Origin of the sequence: Streptococcus sp. SP1 (genome assembly GCF_030440005.1) — a bacterium.
GTDB classification, from domain to species: Bacteria; Bacillota; Bacilli; order Lactobacillales; family Streptococcaceae; genus Streptococcus; species Streptococcus parasanguinis.
Window position 1 is genome coordinate 1 of the sequence record NZ_JAQFJJ010000018.1, and the last position, 17357, is coordinate 17357.

The window sequence follows — 17357 nt, forward strand, 5'->3', positions numbered from 1 at the left end:
CTCAACCAACTCAGAGATCGGGTTTGACTACTTGCGTGACAACATGGTTGTGCGTGCAGAAAACATGGTTCAACGTCCATTGAACTATGCCTTGGTTGATGAGGTAGACTCGATCTTGATTGACGAAGCTCGTACACCGTTGATCGTTTCTGGTCAGACAGCTTCTGATACGAGCCAGCTCTACCACATGGCGGATGCTTATGTGAAGACCTTGACAGAGGACGATTACATTATCGATGTCCCATCTAAAACCATCGGTTTGTCTGATTCAGGGATCGATAAGGCAGAAAGCTACTTTAATCTTGAAAACTTGTACGATATTGAAAACGTAGCTTTAACTCACTTTATCGACAATGCGCTTCGTGCCAACTACATCATGATTTTGGATATCGACTATGTGGTTAGTGAGGATCAAGAAATCTTGATCGTCGACCAATTTACTGGTCGGACCATGGAAGGTCGCCGTTATTCTGATGGGCTTCACCAAGCCATCGAAGCTAAAGAAGGTGTTCCAGTTCAAGAAGAAACCAAAACATCTGCATCGATTACTTACCAAAATCTCTTCCGTATGTACAAGAAGTTGTCAGGGATGACAGGGACAGGGAAAACCGAAGAAGAAGAATTCCGTGAAATTTATAACATTCGCGTGATTCCAATTCCAACTAACCGTCCGATTGCCCGTATTGACCATCCAGACCTTCTCTACCCAAGCTTGAAATCAAAATTCAAGGCTGTTGTGGAAGATGTCAAGTCTCGTCATGAAAAAGGTCAACCAGTCCTAGTAGGTACCGTTGCCGTTGAAACCAGTGATTACCTTTCTCAATTGTTGGTTCAAGCAGGTGTCCCTCACGAAGTTTTGAATGCGAAAAACCACTACAAAGAAGCGCAAATCATCATGAACGCTGGTCAACGTGGTGCTGTTACCATTGCGACCAACATGGCCGGGCGTGGTACCGATATCAAGCTTGGTGAAGGGGTTCGCGAACTCGGTGGTCTTTGTGTCATCGGGACAGAACGTCACGAAAGCCGTCGGATCGATAACCAGCTTCGTGGACGTTCAGGACGTCAAGGGGATCCAGGTGAATCTCAATTCTACTTGTCTCTTGAAGATGAATTGATGCGTCGTTTCGGTTCTGAACGGATCAAAGCAGTGCTTGATCGTTTCAAGTTGAGCGAAGAAGAATCGGTGATTCGTTCAAACATGTTCACCCGTCAGGTAGAGGGTGCTCAAAAACGGGTTGAAGGAAACAACTACGATACCCGTAAACAAGTCCTTCAATACGATGACGTGATGCGGGAACAACGGGAAATTATCTACGCTGAACGCTATGATGTCATCACAGCTAACCGTGACTTGGCGCCTGAAATCAAGGCCATGATCAAACGGACCATCAAACGGATTGTTGAAGGGGCCAGCCACTCAAGCAAGGAAGAACGCGTTGAAGCGATTCTGAACTTTGCCAAATACAATTTGGTTCCTGAAGATACCATTTCTGCAAGCGATATTGAAGGAAAATCTGACAAGGAAGTTATCGATTACTTGTATGCACGTGCAGAAGAAATCTATGCCAGCCAAGTAGCGAAATTGCGTGACGAAGAGTCTGTGCAAGAATTCCAAAAAGTCTTGATCCTTCGCGTGGTAGATAGCAAGTGGACAGACCATATTGATGCCTTAGATCAATTGCGAAATGCCGTTGGACTCCGTGGATATGCGCAAAATAACCCAGTAGTGGAATACCAATCAGAAAGTTTCCGTATGTTTAACGATATGATCGGATCGATTGAATTTGATGTGACTCGTCTCATGATGAAAGCCCAAATTCACGAACAAGAACGTCCACGTACGGAACACAGTATTTCGACAACTGCGACACGGAATATTGCAGCGCAACAAGATATTCCGTCAGGCATTGATTTGTCACAAGTAAAACGTAACGATTTGTGTCCATGTGGTTCAGGTAAGAAATTTAAAAACTGTCACGGACGTAAATTTTGATTTTTTCTCAATGAGAAGAGAGATGAAGGTATAGAAACAAAAGGAGGCTGTATGGTATTCATTACGAAGAGTAATAAGATTGATGAGCAAGAGATCACTTCGCTTTACCGCTTGGAAGGTCCAGCCTTGGAGCGAAAAGAAGCGCGTGATCGAGAGTTGGAAGCTATTATCAAAGGAGAAGACCAACGGATCCTTCTTGTGATTGGACCTTGCTCTTCTGATAATGAAGAAGCTGTGATGGACTATGCCCGTCGTTTGGCAGACTTGCAAGAGCAAGTCAAAGATCAGATTTTCATTGTGATGCGGGTCTATACGGCTAAGCCTCGGACCAACGGGGATGGCTATAAAGGCTTGATGCACCAACCAGATACACAGGCGGCACCAAGCTTTGTGGATGGTTTGAAAGCGGTCCGACATCTCCACTACCGTGTGATTACAGAAACTGGTTTGACAACTGCGGATGAGTTGCTTTATCCAGCGAGTCTTCCTTATGTTGAAGATTTGATTTCCTATCATGCCATTGGAGCGCGTTCGGTTGAAGACCAGGAGCACCGCTTTGTATCTAGTGGGATCTCTGCTCCGACAGGTATGAAGAATCCAACTTCTGGAAATCTTTCTGTTATGTTCAATGCGATTTATGCGGCTCAACATCCCCAAAACTTTTTGTTCAATGCCCAAGCAGTGGAAACATCAGGAAATCCTTTAGCCCATGCGATCCTTCGTGGAGGCTTGGATGCAAGTGGTAAGAATATTCCTAATTACCATTATGAAGATTTGCTAGCGGCAGCAAAACGCTATAGCGAAATGGGCTTGCAACATCCTTTCATTCTGGTGGATACCAACCATGACAATTCTGGCAAACAATTCGAAGAGCAAGTACGCATCGTGAGAGAAACCATGATGAACCGTGCTTGGAACAAGGATTTGGCAACTTTAGTTCGTGGTTTCATGATTGAATCCTATCTAGAAGATGGCCGTCAAAATGAACCAGTGGTTTATGGTCAATCCATCACAGACCCTTGCCTGGGTTGGGAAAAAACACAGGCCTTGGTCAAAGAAATTGCAACGATGAATAAGTAAAAGGCAGGGGCGGAAGGAGTGATTCTTTAGCCCCTTCTCTTTTGTTAGTAAAACGATACTGAAACGATAAATAAGGATAAAACAAGATGATCAAAGGACATGGCATCGATATCGAATCGATCGCTGCGATTGAAAAAGCCTATCAGAAGAATACTCGATTCGCTGAAAAAGTCTTAACCGAGGCTGAGCGAGAGCGCTTTGAGGAATTGTCTGGAAAACGGAAAATGGAATATTTGACGGGCCGATGGTCCGCCAAAGAAGCCTTTTCGAAGGCAATGGGAACAGGGATTGGACCGGTTGGTTTTCAAGATTTGGAAATTTTAAATGATGCCCACGGAGCACCCTATTTTTCCAAGTCTCCTTTTTCTGGTAAGGTATGGATTTCGATCAGTCACAAGGGAGACCTAGTGTCGACCAGTGTCATTTTGGAGGAAAAAAATGAAAGCAAGTAAACATAGACCAACTGTTGCAAGAGTCGATTTGGATGCCATTGCCTTTAATGTGCAACAAGTCAGTGAGCATATTCCGAGTCAAGCTTTGAAATATGCAGTCGTCAAGGCCAACGCCTATGGTCATGGGGTCGTTGCGGTGACCAAAAAATTGGCACCTCAGGTAGATGGTTTTTGTGTTTCCAATATGGATGAAGCCCTTGAAATTCGTGAAGAAGGCTTGCAACACCCTATTTTGATTTTGGGAGTTGTGCCAAGTGAAACAGTGAATCTAGCCAAAGAGCATGACATCCGCTTAACGGTGGCCAGTCTTGCTTGGTTGGACCAATTGCTTGGAGAAGAAGCAGATCTTTCAGGATTGAAGGTCCATATCAAGGTGGATTCAGGAATGGGGCGGATCGGATTCCGAAGGATCGAAGACATCAAAGTGGCTGAACGCCTCCTCTTGGCAGCTGGAGCTGAAATTGAAGGAATCTTTACTCATTTTGCGACAGCAGATGAAGCAGATGATCGAAAATTCCAAGCGCAATACCACTTTTTCAAAGAAGTATTGGCTGCTCTTGAAACCCTTCCTCCTATTGTCCATGCTAGTAATTCTGCTACCTCTTTGTGGCATGCGGATACGATTTTCACAGCTGTGCGCTTGGGAGATGTCATGTATGGTTTGAATCCGAGTGGTTCTGTGCTAGCCTTGCCTTATGAAATCAAGCCAGCTTTGAGTTTGGTGAGCGAATTAGTTCATGTGAAACAGTTAGAAGCTGGTCAAGATATTGGCTATGGGGCAACCTATACGACGGAAGTATCCCAATGGATCGGGACGATTCCTATCGGCTATGCGGATGGCTGGATCCGAGAGATGCAAAATTTCCATGTACTGATCAAGGGTGAGTTTTGTCCCATTGTTGGTCGAGTTTCGATGGACCAGGTAACGGTTCGCCTTCCCGAAGAATTGCCTCTGGGGACCAAGGTTACCCTGATTGGACGCGAGGGCGAGAAAGAAATCACGGCAACAGAGGTTGCAGATTACCGTGGTACCATTAATTATGAAGTGGTCTGTCTCTTGAGTGATCGGATTCCTCGTGACTATACAGGTGAAGAATAAGGAGAAGCAGGTGGGGTTTTCCCGGATGGACCTGCTTTTTTATAAAAGAAAGGAGGAGAAATGAATCTACACCAACCCTTATCCGTACTGCCTGGAGTCGGTCCAAAATCAGCAGAAAAATTTAAAAAGTTAGGGATTGAAACCTTAGAAGATCTGCTCTTGTATTTCCCCTTTCGTTATGAAGACTTCAAAACGCGCAATGTTTTAGAGTTGGAAGATGGAGAAAAGGCAGTCATCTCTGGGGTGGTAGCAACACCAGCCAATGTCCAATATTATGGCTACAAACGAAATCGCTTGCGTTTTTCGATCAAACAGGGAGACCAGGTCATTGCAGTTAATTTTTTCAACCAACCCTATCTAGCAGACAAAATCGAGGTCCAGCAGACAGTAGCGATTTTTGGGAAATGGGACAAGGCCAAGGGGAGTTTGACAGGAATGAAGCTCCTGGCTCAAGTGGAGGATGATTTGCAGCCGGTCTATCGAGTGACGCAAGGAGTCAGCCAAAACAGCCTGGTGAAATTGATCAAAATAGCATTCGACCAGGGCTTGGACCAGCTTTTAGAAGAGAATGTACCCCAAATCTTACGAGATCGTTATCAACTCATGTCTCGTTCCCAAGCAGTGCAAGCTATGCATTTTCCTAAGGATCTGGCAGAGTACAAGCAAGCTCTTCGTCGGGTAAAATTTGAAGAGCTCCTCTTTTTCCAGCTGCAACTCCAAGTGCTAAAAGAAGAAAACCACGATGCCAGCCAAGGGATTTCCTTGGCCTGGGATCCAGAAAAATTAGCAGAACGAAAAAAAAAGCTTCCTTTTGAGCTAACGCAAGCTCAAGAAAACAGCTTGAATGAAATCTTGACAGATATGGCTTCTCCTTATCATATGAACCGCTTGCTTCAAGGGGATGTAGGAAGCGGGAAGACAGTCGTGGCCGGTCTTGCTATGTATGCAGCCTTAAGTGCTGGTAAGCAAGCAGCCTTGATGGTTCCAACGGAGATTTTGGCAGAGCAGCACAAGGAAAGCTTGCAAAATCTTTTTCCAGATTTGCCAATTGCCCTTCTAACAGGAGGATTAAAGGTGGCTGAGAAACGAGAAGTCTTAGAAGAGATCGCCTCAGGAACAGCTCAACTGATTGTGGGGACACATGCCTTGATTCAAGAGGGAGTTCACTACCAAGATCTAGGCTTGGTCATTATTGATGAGCAGCACCGTTTTGGGGTTTCCCAACGTCGTATTCTTCGAGAAAAAGGACAAAATCCAGACGTCCTGATGATGACGGCGACCCCCATCCCTCGGACCTTGGCTATTACAGCCTTTGGAGATATGGATGTGTCCATTATTGATCAGATGCCTGCGGGACGCAAAGAAATCATCACACGTTGGGTCAAGCATGAGCAGTTAGAAGTGGTTCTCGACTGGTTAGTCAAAGAACTTAGCAAAGGTTCTCAAGCTTACTTTATTTCTCCTTTGATCGAGGAGTCAGAGGCGCTAGATTTGAAAAACGCCCTTGCCCTTCAAGAAGAGCTAGAGGCCTTCTTTGGTCAGCGAGCACGCATTTCTCTTCTTCACGGGAAGATGAAAAGTGAAGAAAAAGATGCCATCATGCAGGCCTTTAAAGAGCACCAAGTCAATGTTTTGGTGTCTACGACCGTTATTGAAGTAGGAGTCAACGTACCCAATGCAACCGTTATGGTCATTATGGATGCAGATAGGTTTGGTCTTAGCCAACTTCACCAGCTTCGAGGCCGGGTTGGGCGGGGAAACAAGCAATCCTATGCTATTCTAGTAGCCAATCCTAAGACCGATAGTGGCAAGCAGCGCATGAAAATCATGACAGAGACAACCAATGGGTTTGTGCTAGCGGAAGAAGATTTGAAAATGCGAGGTTCAGGTGAAATCTTTGGAACCCGTCAATCTGGGATCCCAGAATTTCAAGTGGCGGATTTGGTAGAAGATTATCCCATTCTGGAAGAAGCAAGGAAAGTTGCCAGTCAGATCGTAGCCACGCCAGATTGGCGCGAACACCCCGATTGGCATTTGCTCTCGCTTTATTTAGAAAAGAAAGAACATTTAGACTAAAATATAAAAAGGGAGTAGAGAGGAAATTCTTTGGATTCCAGTCTACTCCCTATTTTCACTTGGCATTTTACGGGCTTTGTATCTTGATGAAATGCGACACAGGACGAAGGTGGATCGATACCATCCACCTGAGGAGTTAGTGAGTCGTGTAGGGAGTGGGAAAGAACTCCTAGGAATTAAAAAAGGTTGAAAAGGTTCCCCAAACCTTTTCAATTTTCCCACCCCTGCATAGCTTCAACAGTCTGGGAGGCTGTTGAAGGTTGTGGATAAAGGAAACTTTGTTTCCCTCATTAGGTCAGCTTTGGAGCTTAAAAAGCGAACAAAGATGCCAATCAACCACTGCGTCATACTGTTATTTCTATCAAACATCGAAGGCTGACAATTTTTGCCCAGTCTCGTTACACGAATTGAACACGGGCTAAATGCTGTGTGAAAAAACGCCAACTATACGAGTACTAACTTCCAGACACAGTAGCTGATTGGACTCTTCTCTCGCTTTATGAGCTCGGAAGAATCCTAATCAGCCTTGTGGGGGTAGGACGACGAAGCGTCCGCCAAAGTATCACTTCTGTCCTACTCCCTATTTTCACTTGGCATTTTACGGGCTTTGTATCTTATTAACTGAACACGGGCTGCGGATTGTGTCAAAAAGATGAATCCTCCTAGAATCTTTTGGATTCTTCGTCGTATTCCCTATTTTGACTGTATCCGCTATGCCCTTTGTATCTTAGTTTACCCTTCGATATAGTCTTTGAGTTCTTGTCCTTTTAGGCCGGCATTGAGGGCGATGAGGAGTTTGATGCGCGCTTTGGGGGCGTTTAATTCTTTGATGAAAAAGACACCTGCTTGATGGAGTTGGACGCCTCCTCCTTCATATGCGTAGACGGGTTCAGCGATCCCGTTGAAGCAACGTGATACTAAAGCGATTGGAAGGCCTGCATCCATGAGTTCTTGGAGTTTGAGTGCCGTTTCTTTGGGGATGTTTCCAGCTCCAAAGGCTTCGATAATGAGGCCATCGAGCTTTGAAAGATCCAGCATGTCCAGCAGATCGGTTTTCATCCCTGCATAAGTAGCGATGATCGGAACGAAACCATCGATTGTCTCGAGATCAAAGCGCACCCTTGGCTCGGCTGTTTTAAAGAAGAGGATTTCCTTTTTCATGACCAACCCCAGTGGGCCGTGGGTTGGTGTTTGGAAGGTGCTGACATTGGTGGTGTGGGTTTTGGTGACGTACTTAGCCGCATGAATTTCATCGTTCATGACGACTAAGACACCTTTATCGCGTGCTTTCGGATCGGCAGCTACTCGAAGGGCTGTCAGGAAATTGTAGACACCGTCGCTTCCGAGCTCGTTGGAGCTTCGCATAGCTCCTGTAATGATCACAGCGATCTCTGGTAACTTCATGGTATCCAAGAAATAAGCTGTTTCTTCCAGCGTATCTGTCCCATGAGTGATGACGATGCCGTCGTAGTTGTGAGCTTCCTCTTTGATTTTTTGATATAGGGCTAACATGTGACGGGGGGTCATTTGAGGGCTGGGAAGGTTGAAGAAGTCCTCCGAGGTGACTGCAATCCCTTCAATTGGTGAAGTGACTTGGGTCATGGGATTGACTTCGTTGGTAATCACTGCCCCAGAGTCATCTGCTGCCATCGAAATGGTCCCACCGGTATGTAGTGCTAAAATTTTCTTAAACATGTGAAGCTCCTTGGAATATGTGATATAATTTATTTTATCATAAAAAGAAAGAAACAGTAGACATGGAAATAAAAGCAGTCTTTTTTGATATCGATGGAACCTTGGTGAATGATAGTCGAGCGGTCCTAAAGTCAACAGAAAAAGCCATTCAGTCTTTAAAGGAAGAAGGGATCTATGTAGGCCTTGCGACAGGGCGGGGACCGGCCTTTGTCAAACCGTTTATGGAACGCTATGGTTTTGATTTTGCAGTGACCTATAATGGTCAGTATATTTTGACCAAGGACCGTGTGCTGTTTACCAGCCCAATCGATAAAAAGAGTCTGCACCAACTAATTGACTATGCTCGAGAACACCGTAAGGAAATTGCTCTCGGTAGCAAGGATGGGGTATTTGGTTCTCGGATCATGAGTTTTGGGATGAGTCCTATTTCAACCTGGTCTAGTCGCTTTGTACCCCGCAAAATGGCTCGTACAGTCAGTCGAGGATTTAACAAAGTGGTCAGCAAGGTCGTCCCACAAGATCAGGACACCCTCTATGCACTCGCGCAAGAACCAATTTATCAAGTGTTGATCTTATCGAGTCCAGAAGAGACTGCAAAAATTGAAAAAGAGTTTCCACATCTGAAATTCACACGTTCCAGTCCTTTTGCAGCAGATGTCCTCAACCCGGGGATTTCCAAGTTAGAAGGGATTCGCATCGTTGGTCAGGAATTTGGCTTTGACATTGATGAGGTGATGGCTTTTGGAGATTCTGATAATGACTTAGAGATGCTTTCAGGTGTTGGCTTATCCATTGCGATGGGAAATGGGACGACCAGTGTCAAGGCGATTGCCAAGCATACAACGACTAGTAATGGCAAGGATGGCATCCAAAAGGCCCTGCAACACTTTGGTATTCTCTCAGAGAAAGAACTCTTTCTTTCTAAGGATGATCACTTCAATAAGGTCAAAACCTTCCATGGCGTGATGGATGGAGAAACTCAAGAAAAACCTGTTGTCTGGCAGCCTCAAGATGCCCTTTATCGGACCATGTTCAAGCAAGAGGAGTTGGTAGAATTTGTCCGAGCAGCTAGCCGTAATGAGGAAGAATTTGACCGCTCGGTAGCAGCTCTTCACGAAGCTTTGGATAAGGCTGCAGATAAGGTTCGTAGCAAGCATCCAGCTGAGATCTCCATGGTAGGGCAGGTTGATGCCTTGATTGATACCCTCTATCTGACTTATGGTAGCTTTGTTCTAATGGGGGTCGATCCTGAAGAGGTCTTTGAGATTGTTCACAGGGCCAATATGGGCAAGATTTTCCCAGATGGAAAGGCGCACTTTGATCCAGTAACCCACAAAATTCTGAAGCCAGATGATTGGGAAGAAAAATACGCTCCAGAACCAGCCATCAAAAAAGAACTTGATCGCCAGCTGAAAGCCTACGAAAAACATGCAAAACAAAAAGAAGCAAAGAAAGACAACTAAAAAGAGAGTGGGACAGAAATCGGTAATTCGTTAGAATTCGATTTCGTCGTCCCACCTCCGCACAGTTGAGTAGGGCTGTAAAAGCTGATGAAATCAGCGTAGTAGAGCCCACTCAACCACTGCGTCTTGCTCGACAATCCAAAAATAATTAAGAGGCTAGGACTTTTGTCCCAGCCTCTTCAGATTGAAGATAAAGTCTTCTGAAAAACTTTCCTTAGGTGAGTACGGACGTTAGATGAAATGATCCAGTGGATGATTTCAGCAATCCAGGAAGTTCCATGACTTATTAAGATACAAAGGGCGTCTGCGGATAAAGTCAAAATAGGAAGTTTGACGCAGAATCTTTCGATTCTAGGAAAACTTATCTTTTTGACACAATCCGCAGCCCGTGTTCAATTAGTTTTGAACCCCTTCGTAGGCTCAGGCTAAAACAGTTTCCCGAACTGTTTTACTCTCAAAACTCCCGAGTGCTAGAAATAATAGTGTTTCTAGCACTTTTCTCACGGCGGAAAGTATTTAATCTTCAAAAAATAAAAGTCATTTTCTGAAAATCATCTAGCTGTTTTATGTAAAACAATAGTTTGTCTACATTCAAAAAGTTTGGAACAGAAGTTCCAAACTTTTTGTTTCTTACATGGTTTTATCCTTATCACGTACCACTAGTAAGTCTACTTTGGCGTGGCGAAGGATATATTCTGAGGAAGATCCGACCATTAACCGTTCGAATGCATTGAGTCCGGTAGCTCCGACCATAATAAGGTCAACCCCTTCTTTACTTGGGATATCATTGGCCAAGAGGACTTTTGGATTTCCCATTTCTACAACAGTCACAACATTTTGAACGCCGACCTTTTCAGCACGTTCCTTGTAGCCTTTGAGCAATTCATTGGCTTCTTCTTGCAATTCTTCGTAGACCTCAGCATCAAACGTTGAGACGCTTTGAAGGGCACGGGTATCGATGACGTGGACAATGGTCAATTTGGAGCCGTTGCGAAGAGAAACATTAACCCCTTTTTCAAAGGCTAATTCTGCTTCATGGGAACCGTCGACAGCGACCATAATGTTTTCGTATTTTTGAGACATAATCCTACCTCCTTATAGCTTGAAAACATGGATAGAATAGAAGGTAACTCTATTCCTTATACACTTATATTTTATCCCTTTTAGGCTAGAATGTAAAGGTAAAGTCTCGCTTTTTCTAGTATATTTTTGCAGGATTTTTAAAGTCCTCGGTTTGTACTCTGTTTGAACTAGTGGTATAATAGAGATAATTTCGTGAATCGAGGCAGAAAATGAAGGAATATAATAAATCAAGCAAACTCGAACATGTCGCTTACGATATTCGTGGTCCAGTCTTGGAAGAAGCGATGCGCATGCGAGCAAATGGAGAAAAGATTCTTCGTTTGAATACAGGAAATCCTGCTGAATTTGGCTTTACAGCTCCAGATGAAGTCATCCATGATCTGATCATGAATGCGCGTGATAGTGAAGGTTATTCGGATTCAAAAGGGATCTTTTCAGCCCGTAAGGCCATCATGCAGTATTGTCAATTGAAGAAAATTCCAAATGTCGATATCAATGATATTTACCTTGGAAATGGGGTGAGTGAGCTGATCGTCATGTCCATGCAAGGGCTTTTGGACAATGGGGATGAAGTATTGGTACCGATGCCGGATTATCCTCTTTGGACGGCGGCAGTCAGCCTAGCTGGTGGGAACGCGGTTCACTATCTTTGTGACGAAGAAGCAAACTGGTATCCAGATATCGAGGATATCAAGTCGAAAATTACTTCAAACACCAAGGCTATCGTTGTCATCAACCCGAATAACCCAACAGGTGCCCTCTATCCAGATGAGATCCTGCTTGAGATTGTAGAGATCGCTCGTCAAAATAACTTGATCATCTTTGCGGATGAAATTTACGATCGTTTAGTTATGGATGGTGAAAAACATACGGCTATCGCAAGTTTAGCGCCTGATCTCTTCTGTGTGAGTATGAATGGCTTGTCAAAATCTCACCGGATTGCTGGTTTCCGTGTTGGTTGGATGGTTCTATCCGGACCGAAACATCATGTGAAGGGCTATATCGAAGGTTTGAACATGTTGTCCAATATGCGTCTTTGTTCGAATGTCTTGGCTCAACAAGTTGTGCAAACCTCTCTTGGAGGTTACCAATCCGTGGATGAACTCTTGCTTCCAGGTGGTCGAATCTACGAACAACGCAACTTCATCTACAAAGCTATCAATGATATTCCAGGCCTCTCAGCTGTTAAGCCAAAGGCTGGTCTCTATATCTTCCCTAAGATTGATCGGGACATGTACCGCGTGGATGATGATGAACAATTTGTTTTAGAGTTCTTGAAGCAAGAAAAAATTCTCTTGGTTCATGGCCGTGGCTTTAACTGGAAGGACCCAGATCACTTCCGGATCGTTTACCTTCCACGTGTGGATGAATTGGCTCAAATTCAAGAAAAAATGACTCGTTTCTTGAAACAATACAAACGCTAATTATCATGAAGGATTGAAGATGAAGGTCTTCAATCTTTTTTTGATTCATTCTATAAATTCCATGCCATCGAATCGACATTTTTCTGAATTGCGCATAATTGTAGAAAAAATAAATAATTTTCAGATAATTTGATTGAAATTCCTACACTTATATGATATACTTTAGCTGACTATATGCGAGGTTTATTATGGCAAACTTATTAGAAAAAACACGTAAAATTACATCCATCTTGAAACGGACTGATGAGCAGTTGCAAGTCGAGATGCCTTACAATGATATTGCCCAACAATTGGCGGATATTATCAATTGTAATGCTTGTATTATTAATAGCAAGGGAACCCTTCTTGGTTATTTCATGCGTTACAAGACTAACAATGACCGAGTAGAAGCTTTCTTTCAAAATAAAAAATTACCAGAAGATTATGCCAAGGCAGCAAGCTTAGTTTATGATACAGAAGCAAACCTTCCCATCGAGCATGATTTGACAGTCTTTCCAGTAGAGACCAAGTCTGAATTTCCTGATGGCTTGACGACAATTGCGCCCATTCATGTTTCTGGGATTCGTTTGGGGTCTTTGATCATTTGGCGGAATGATAAAGAGTTTGACGACGATGATTTGATCTTGGTTGAGATTGCTAGTACAGTGGTAGGAATTCAAATGTTGAACTACCAACGCGAGGAAGATGAGAAGAATATTCGTCGCCGGACAGCAGTGAATATGGCCGTCAATACCTTGTCTTACTCTGAATTGCGGGCCGTATCTGCTATCCTTAGTGAATTGAAAGGAAACGAGGGGCAGTTGACCGCTTCTATCATCGCGGATCGGATTGGGATTACCCGCTCTGTGATTGTCAATGCACTTCGGAAATTGGAGTCAGCTGGCATTATTGAAAGCCGTTCTCTTGGAATGAAGGGAACCTATCTCAAAGTGTTGATTCCAGATATCTTTGAAGAAATTAAGAAAAGAGATTACTAATGACCAAAGCCTTGATTTCAATTGACTACACTGTCGATTTCGTAGCAGATGATGGTAAGCTTACGGCAGGTGCTCCTGCACAAGCCATTTCCGAGACCATTGCTCAGGTGACCCAATTGGCCTTTGACCAAGGAGCCTATATCTTTTTTGCCATTGATGCGCATGATGTAGAGGATCCTTTTCATCCTGAAAGCAAGCTCTTCCCACCTCATAATATCATTGGGACCAGCGGACGTGATTTGTACGGCCCTTTGGCAGATTTTTATCGGGAGCACAAAGCGGATCCACGCGTCTTTTGGATGGACAAACGTCATTATTCTGCTTTTTCAGGAACGGACCTAGATATCCGCCTTCGAGAACGTCATGTAGATACCGTTATTTTGACAGGTGTCTTGACTGATATCTGTGTCCTCCATACAGCGGTTGATGCCTACAACCTCGGCTATCAGATAGAAGTCGTGGAACCTGCAGTGGCATCGCTTACTCCTGAAAATCACCAGTTTGCCTTGAATCATTTCAAGCATGTCTTAGGGGCAAGCTTGGTAGATAAAACTTTAAGTGAAAATAAATAAAGAGTATGGAATTAGTTGAGTGTAGTTCTCAATTAGTCTCATCTCTTTTTCTTATTTTAATGCAACATGAAAAGCTAAAATTATGATAAAATAGAAGGTATTGGAAATTATCATTTCACGAAAGGAAGCAAGATGAAAATTACGCAAGAAGAGGTAACCCACGTTGCCAATCTTTCAAAATTGAAATTCTCACCAGAAGAGACTGCTGAGTTTGCGACAACCTTGTCGAAGATAGTCGACATGGTAGAATTGTTGGAAGAAGTGGACACAACAGGTGTTGCCCCAACAACGACCATGGCTGACCGCAAGACCGTATTGCGTCCGGATGTTGCTGAGAACGGGACGGACCGTGACCGCTTGTTTAAAAATGTACCTGAAAAAGACAATTACTACATCAAGGTACCAGCTATCCTAGAAGATGGAGGAGATGCCTAATGTCATTCAACCATAAAACCATTGAAGAGTTGCACGACCTCCTTGTCTCTAAGGAAATCTCAGCAACCGAATTGACACAAGCGACACTTGACGATATCAAGGGACGTGAAGAAGCAGTCAATGCCTTTGTGACAGTGGCAGAAGAAGCGGCTCTTGCGCAAGCCAAGGCCATTGATGCAAAAGGAATCGATGCAGATAACCTCCTGTCAGGGATTCCACTCGCTGTCAAAGACAATATCTCAACAGATGGTATCTTGACAACTGCGGCTTCAAAAATGCTCTATAACTACGAGCCAATCTTTGATGCGACAGCTGTTGCCAATGCCAAAGCCAAAGATATGATTGTCATCGGGAAGACCAACATGGATGAATTTGCCATGGGTGGATCTGGGGAAACTTCTTACTATGGACCAACCAAGAATGCTTGGGACCACAGCAAGGTGCCTGGTGGATCTTCTAGTGGTTCAGCAGCTTCTGTTGCTTCAGGGCAAGTCCGTTTGTCCCTTGGTTCAGATACAGGTGGTTCTATCCGCCAACCAGCTGCCTTCAACGGGATTGTTGGTCTCAAACCAACTTATGGAACGGTTTCCCGTTTTGGTCTCATTGCCTTTGGTAGCTCACTCGACCAAATTGGACCTTTCGCTCCAACCGTTAAGGAAAATGCCCTCTTGCTCAATGTCATTGCCAGTGAAGATGCCAAGGATTCAACTTCTGCACCAGTACGCGTAGCCGATTTTACTTCTAAGATTGGTCAAGACATCAAAGGTATGAAGATTGCCCTTCCTAAGGAATACCTCGGTGAAGGGATCGACCCAGAAGTCAAAGAAACCATCCTTAATGCGGCCAAACACTTTGAAAAATTGGGAGCAACTGTCGAAGAAGTTAGCCTTCCACACTCTAAATATGGGGTTGCCGTTTACTACATCATCGCTTCATCTGAAGCTTCTTCAAACTTGCAACGTTTCGATGGGATTCGCTATGGTTTCCGTGCGGAAGATGCTAAAAACTTGGATGATATCTACGTGAACACTCGTAGTCAAGGCTTTGGTGATGAGGTCAAACGCCGGATCATGCTTGGTACCTTTAGTTTGTCATCTGGTTACTACGATGCTTACTACAAGAAAGCTGGTCAAGTCCGTACCCTTATTATCCAAGACTTCGAAAAAGTCTTTGCGGATTACGACCTTATCCTTGGTCCAACAGCTCCAAGTGTAGCCTTTGATTTGGATTCGCTCAACCATGACCCGGTTGCCATGTACTTGGCGGACCTCTTGACTATTCCAGTCAACTTGGCAGGTCTTCCAGGGATTTCGATTCCTGCAGGTTTTGCGCAAGGTCTTCCAGTTGGTTTGCAGTTGATCGGTCCTAAGTATTCTGAAGAAACCATCTACCAAGCTGCAGCTGCCTTTGAAGCAACGACGGATTACCACAAGCAACAACCCCTTATTTTCGGAGGTGACAATTAATGAACTTTGAAACAGTCATCGGACTTGAAGTCCACGTTGAATTGAATACAAACTCAAAAATTTTCTCACCAACCTCTGCTCACTTTGGGAATGAGCAAAATGCCAATACCAATGTGATCGACTGGTCTTTCCCAGGGGTGCTTCCTGTCTTGAACAAGGGTGTTGTGGATGCTGGTATCAAGGCTGCTTTGGCCTTGAATATGGATATCCATCAGCACATGCACTTTGACCGGAAGAACTATTTCTATCCTGATAATCCAAAGGCCTACCAAATTTCGCAATTTGACGAGCCAATCGGTTACAACGGTTGGATTGAAGTGCAATTGGAAGACGGCTCAACTAAGAAAATCGGGATTGAACGGGCCCACTTGGAAGAAGATGCCGGTAAGAATACCCACGGAACAGATGGATTCTCTTACGTAGACCTTAACCGTCAAGGGGTGCCATTGATTGAAATCGTATCTGAAGCAGATATGCGTTCTCCTGAAGAAGCCTATGCTTATTTGACAGCTTTGAAAGAAGTTATCCAGTACACTGGTATTTCAGACGTCAAGATGGAAGAAGGATCGATGCGGGTCGATGCCAACATTTCCCTTCGCCCATACGGTCAAGAGGAATTTGGTACCAAGACAGAGTTGAAAAACTTGAATTCCTTCTCAAACGTCCGTAAAGGTCTTGAATACGAAGTGCAACGCCAAGCGAAAATCTTGCGTTCAGGTGGTGTCATTCGTCAAGAAACACGTCGTTACGATGAAGCTAACAAGAGCACAATCCTCATGCGTGTCAAAGAAGGAGCAGCGGATTATCGTTACTTCCCAGAACCAGACCTTCCCTTGTTTGAAATCTCAGATGAGTGGATTGAGGAAATGCGTACTGAGTTGCCAGAGTTTCCAAAAGACCGTCGTGCTCGCTACGTGGCAGAGCTTGGCTTGTCTGACTATGATGCCAACCAATTGACAGCGACGAAAGTCACTTCTGACTTCTTTGAAGCAGCTGTAGCCCTTGGTGGCGATGCCAAACAAGTGTCTAACTGGCTCCAAGGTGAAGTGGCACAATTCTTGAATGCAGAAGGCAAAACACTGGAAGAAATCCAATTGACACCAGAAAACTTGGTCGAAATGATTGCCATCATCGAAGATGGAACGATTTCTTCTAAGATTGCCAAGAAAGTCTTTGTTCACTTGGCGAAAAACGGTGGCGGCGCGCGTGAATACGTCGAAAAAGCCGGATTGGTACAGATTTCAGACCCTGAAGTCTTGATCCCAATCATCCACCAAGTCTTCGCAGACAATGAAGCAGCCGTAGCTGACTTCAAGTCAGGTAAACGTAACGCTGATAAAGCCTTCACCGGCTTCCTCATGAAAGCAACCAAAGGCCAAGCCAACCCACAAGTAGCCCTCAAGTTACTTGCTCAAGAATTGGCGAAGTTGAAAGAAGAGTAATAGATAAAGAACCAGCCGAGAGGTTGGTTTTTACTATCCATAAAATTGTGTTAGAATAGGAAAGGCCATTACATATCAACTGGCATTAGGAGGAGTT

At 44.2% G+C, this 17357-nt stretch carries 14 protein-coding genes; 12 read left to right on the plus strand and 2 right to left on the minus strand.

All coding sequences use genetic code 11. From position 1 onward, the window contains the following. The 5 genes from PCY07_RS08880 to recG form a co-directional block, all read left to right on the plus strand. The coding region (locus PCY07_RS08880; protein WP_301556734.1) for a preprotein translocase subunit SecA at positions 1-1996 on the plus strand (1996 nt) is incomplete at its 5' end. Positions 1997-2047: 51 nt separating this feature from the next. Continuing rightward, a complete protein-coding gene (locus PCY07_RS08885) occupies positions 2048-3076 on the plus strand; it encodes a 3-deoxy-7-phosphoheptulonate synthase (protein ID WP_195228083.1) in 1029 nt (342 codons plus the stop codon). A gap of 86 nt (positions 3077-3162) precedes the next feature. Beyond that, positions 3163-3528 carry a holo-ACP synthase gene (gene acpS, locus PCY07_RS08890; protein WP_013904078.1) on the plus strand — a complete coding sequence of 122 codons (366 nt, stop codon included), beginning with the start codon at positions 3163-3165 and terminating at the stop codon, positions 3526-3528. After that, entirely contained in the window at positions 3515-4627 is a 1113-nt protein-coding gene (gene alr / locus PCY07_RS08895; RefSeq protein WP_301356415.1) for an alanine racemase, read from the plus strand. Before acpS ends, alr begins: the two co-directional genes overlap by 14 nt. 60 nt (positions 4628-4687) lie before the next feature. After that, a complete protein-coding gene (gene recG / locus PCY07_RS08900) occupies positions 4688-6703 on the plus strand; it encodes an ATP-dependent DNA helicase RecG (RefSeq protein ID WP_301356417.1) in 2016 nt (671 codons plus the stop codon). A gap of 732 nt (positions 6704-7435) precedes the next feature. Here recG and PCY07_RS08905 read toward each other — a convergent pair. Next, positions 7436-8398, minus strand: a complete 963-nt coding sequence (locus PCY07_RS08905; protein ID WP_301356418.1) for an asparaginase — start codon at positions 8396-8398, stop codon at positions 7436-7438. Between the two features lie 62 nt (positions 8399-8460). On the opposite strand from PCY07_RS08905, the gene PCY07_RS08910 reads away from it, so the two are divergent. Then, entirely contained in the window at positions 8461-9861 is a 1401-nt protein-coding gene (locus tag PCY07_RS08910) for a Cof-type HAD-IIB family hydrolase (protein ID WP_049518221.1), read from the plus strand. Positions 9862-10491: 630 nt separating this feature from the next. Here PCY07_RS08910 and PCY07_RS08915 read toward each other — a convergent pair. Beyond that, positions 10492-10944, minus strand: a complete 453-nt coding sequence (locus tag PCY07_RS08915) for a universal stress protein (protein WP_003018301.1) — start codon at positions 10942-10944, stop codon at positions 10492-10494. Positions 10945-11153: 209 nt separating this feature from the next. Here PCY07_RS08915 and PCY07_RS08920 point away from each other — a divergent pair, with 209 nt between their 5' ends. The 6 genes from PCY07_RS08920 to gatB all read left to right on the plus strand — a co-directional run bounded on the left by PCY07_RS08920 (position 11154) and on the right by gatB (position 17260). Next, positions 11154-12368, plus strand: coding sequence for a pyridoxal phosphate-dependent aminotransferase (locus PCY07_RS08920; RefSeq protein ID WP_013904074.1), 1215 nt, complete (start codon positions 11154-11156; stop codon positions 12366-12368). Between the two features lie 188 nt (positions 12369-12556). After that, positions 12557-13345 carry a GTP-sensing pleiotropic transcriptional regulator CodY gene (gene codY / locus PCY07_RS08925; RefSeq protein ID WP_003018323.1) on the plus strand — a complete coding sequence of 263 codons (789 nt, stop codon included), beginning with the start codon at positions 12557-12559 and terminating at the stop codon, positions 13343-13345. After that, on the plus strand, positions 13345-13917 hold the full coding sequence (locus PCY07_RS08930) for a cysteine hydrolase family protein (RefSeq protein WP_003018298.1): 573 nt from the start codon (positions 13345-13347) through the stop codon (positions 13915-13917). The genes codY and PCY07_RS08930 overlap by 1 nt, the downstream gene beginning before the upstream one ends. 132 nt (positions 13918-14049) lie before the next feature. After that, entirely contained in the window at positions 14050-14352 is a 303-nt protein-coding gene (gene gatC, locus PCY07_RS08935) for an Asp-tRNA(Asn)/Glu-tRNA(Gln) amidotransferase subunit GatC (protein WP_061454963.1), read from the plus strand. Then, a complete protein-coding gene (gene gatA, locus PCY07_RS08940) occupies positions 14352-15818 on the plus strand; it encodes an Asp-tRNA(Asn)/Glu-tRNA(Gln) amidotransferase subunit GatA (protein ID WP_156671834.1) in 1467 nt (488 codons plus the stop codon). The genes gatC and gatA overlap by 1 nt, the downstream gene beginning before the upstream one ends. Beyond that, complete coding sequence (gatB, locus tag PCY07_RS08945; RefSeq protein WP_014713787.1) at positions 15818-17260, plus strand: Asp-tRNA(Asn)/Glu-tRNA(Gln) amidotransferase subunit GatB; 1443 nt, start codon at positions 15818-15820, stop codon at positions 17258-17260. The genes gatA and gatB overlap by 1 nt, the downstream gene beginning before the upstream one ends. Positions 17261-17357: the final 97 nt, after the last annotated feature.

Coding starts and splice junctions, on each gene's coding strand:
- PCY07_RS08885 (WP_195228083.1), top strand. CDS start 2,048: ATGGTATTCATTACGAAGAGTAATAAGATTGATGAGCAAGAGATCACT.
- PCY07_RS08910 (WP_049518221.1), top strand. CDS start 8,461: ATGGAAATAAAAGCAGTCTTTTTTGATATCGATGGAACCTTGGTGAAT.
- gatB (WP_014713787.1), top strand. CDS start 15,818: ATGAACTTTGAAACAGTCATCGGACTTGAAGTCCACGTTGAATTGAAT.
- PCY07_RS08905 (WP_301356418.1), bottom strand. CDS start 8,398: ATGTTTAAGAAAATTTTAGCACTACATACCGGTGGGACCATTTCGATG.
- recG (WP_301356417.1), top strand. CDS start 4,688: ATGAATCTACACCAACCCTTATCCGTACTGCCTGGAGTCGGTCCAAAA.
- acpS (WP_013904078.1), top strand. CDS start 3,163: ATGATCAAAGGACATGGCATCGATATCGAATCGATCGCTGCGATTGAA.
- PCY07_RS08920 (WP_013904074.1), top strand. CDS start 11,154: ATGAAGGAATATAATAAATCAAGCAAACTCGAACATGTCGCTTACGAT.
- codY (WP_003018323.1), top strand. CDS start 12,557: ATGGCAAACTTATTAGAAAAAACACGTAAAATTACATCCATCTTGAAA.
- gatA (WP_156671834.1), top strand. CDS start 14,352: ATGTCATTCAACCATAAAACCATTGAAGAGTTGCACGACCTCCTTGTC.
- alr (WP_301356415.1), top strand. CDS start 3,515: ATGAAAGCAAGTAAACATAGACCAACTGTTGCAAGAGTCGATTTGGAT.
- gatC (WP_061454963.1), top strand. CDS start 14,050: ATGAAAATTACGCAAGAAGAGGTAACCCACGTTGCCAATCTTTCAAAA.
- PCY07_RS08915 (WP_003018301.1), bottom strand. CDS start 10,944: ATGTCTCAAAAATACGAAAACATTATGGTCGCTGTCGACGGTTCCCAT.
- PCY07_RS08930 (WP_003018298.1), top strand. CDS start 13,345: ATGACCAAAGCCTTGATTTCAATTGACTACACTGTCGATTTCGTAGCA.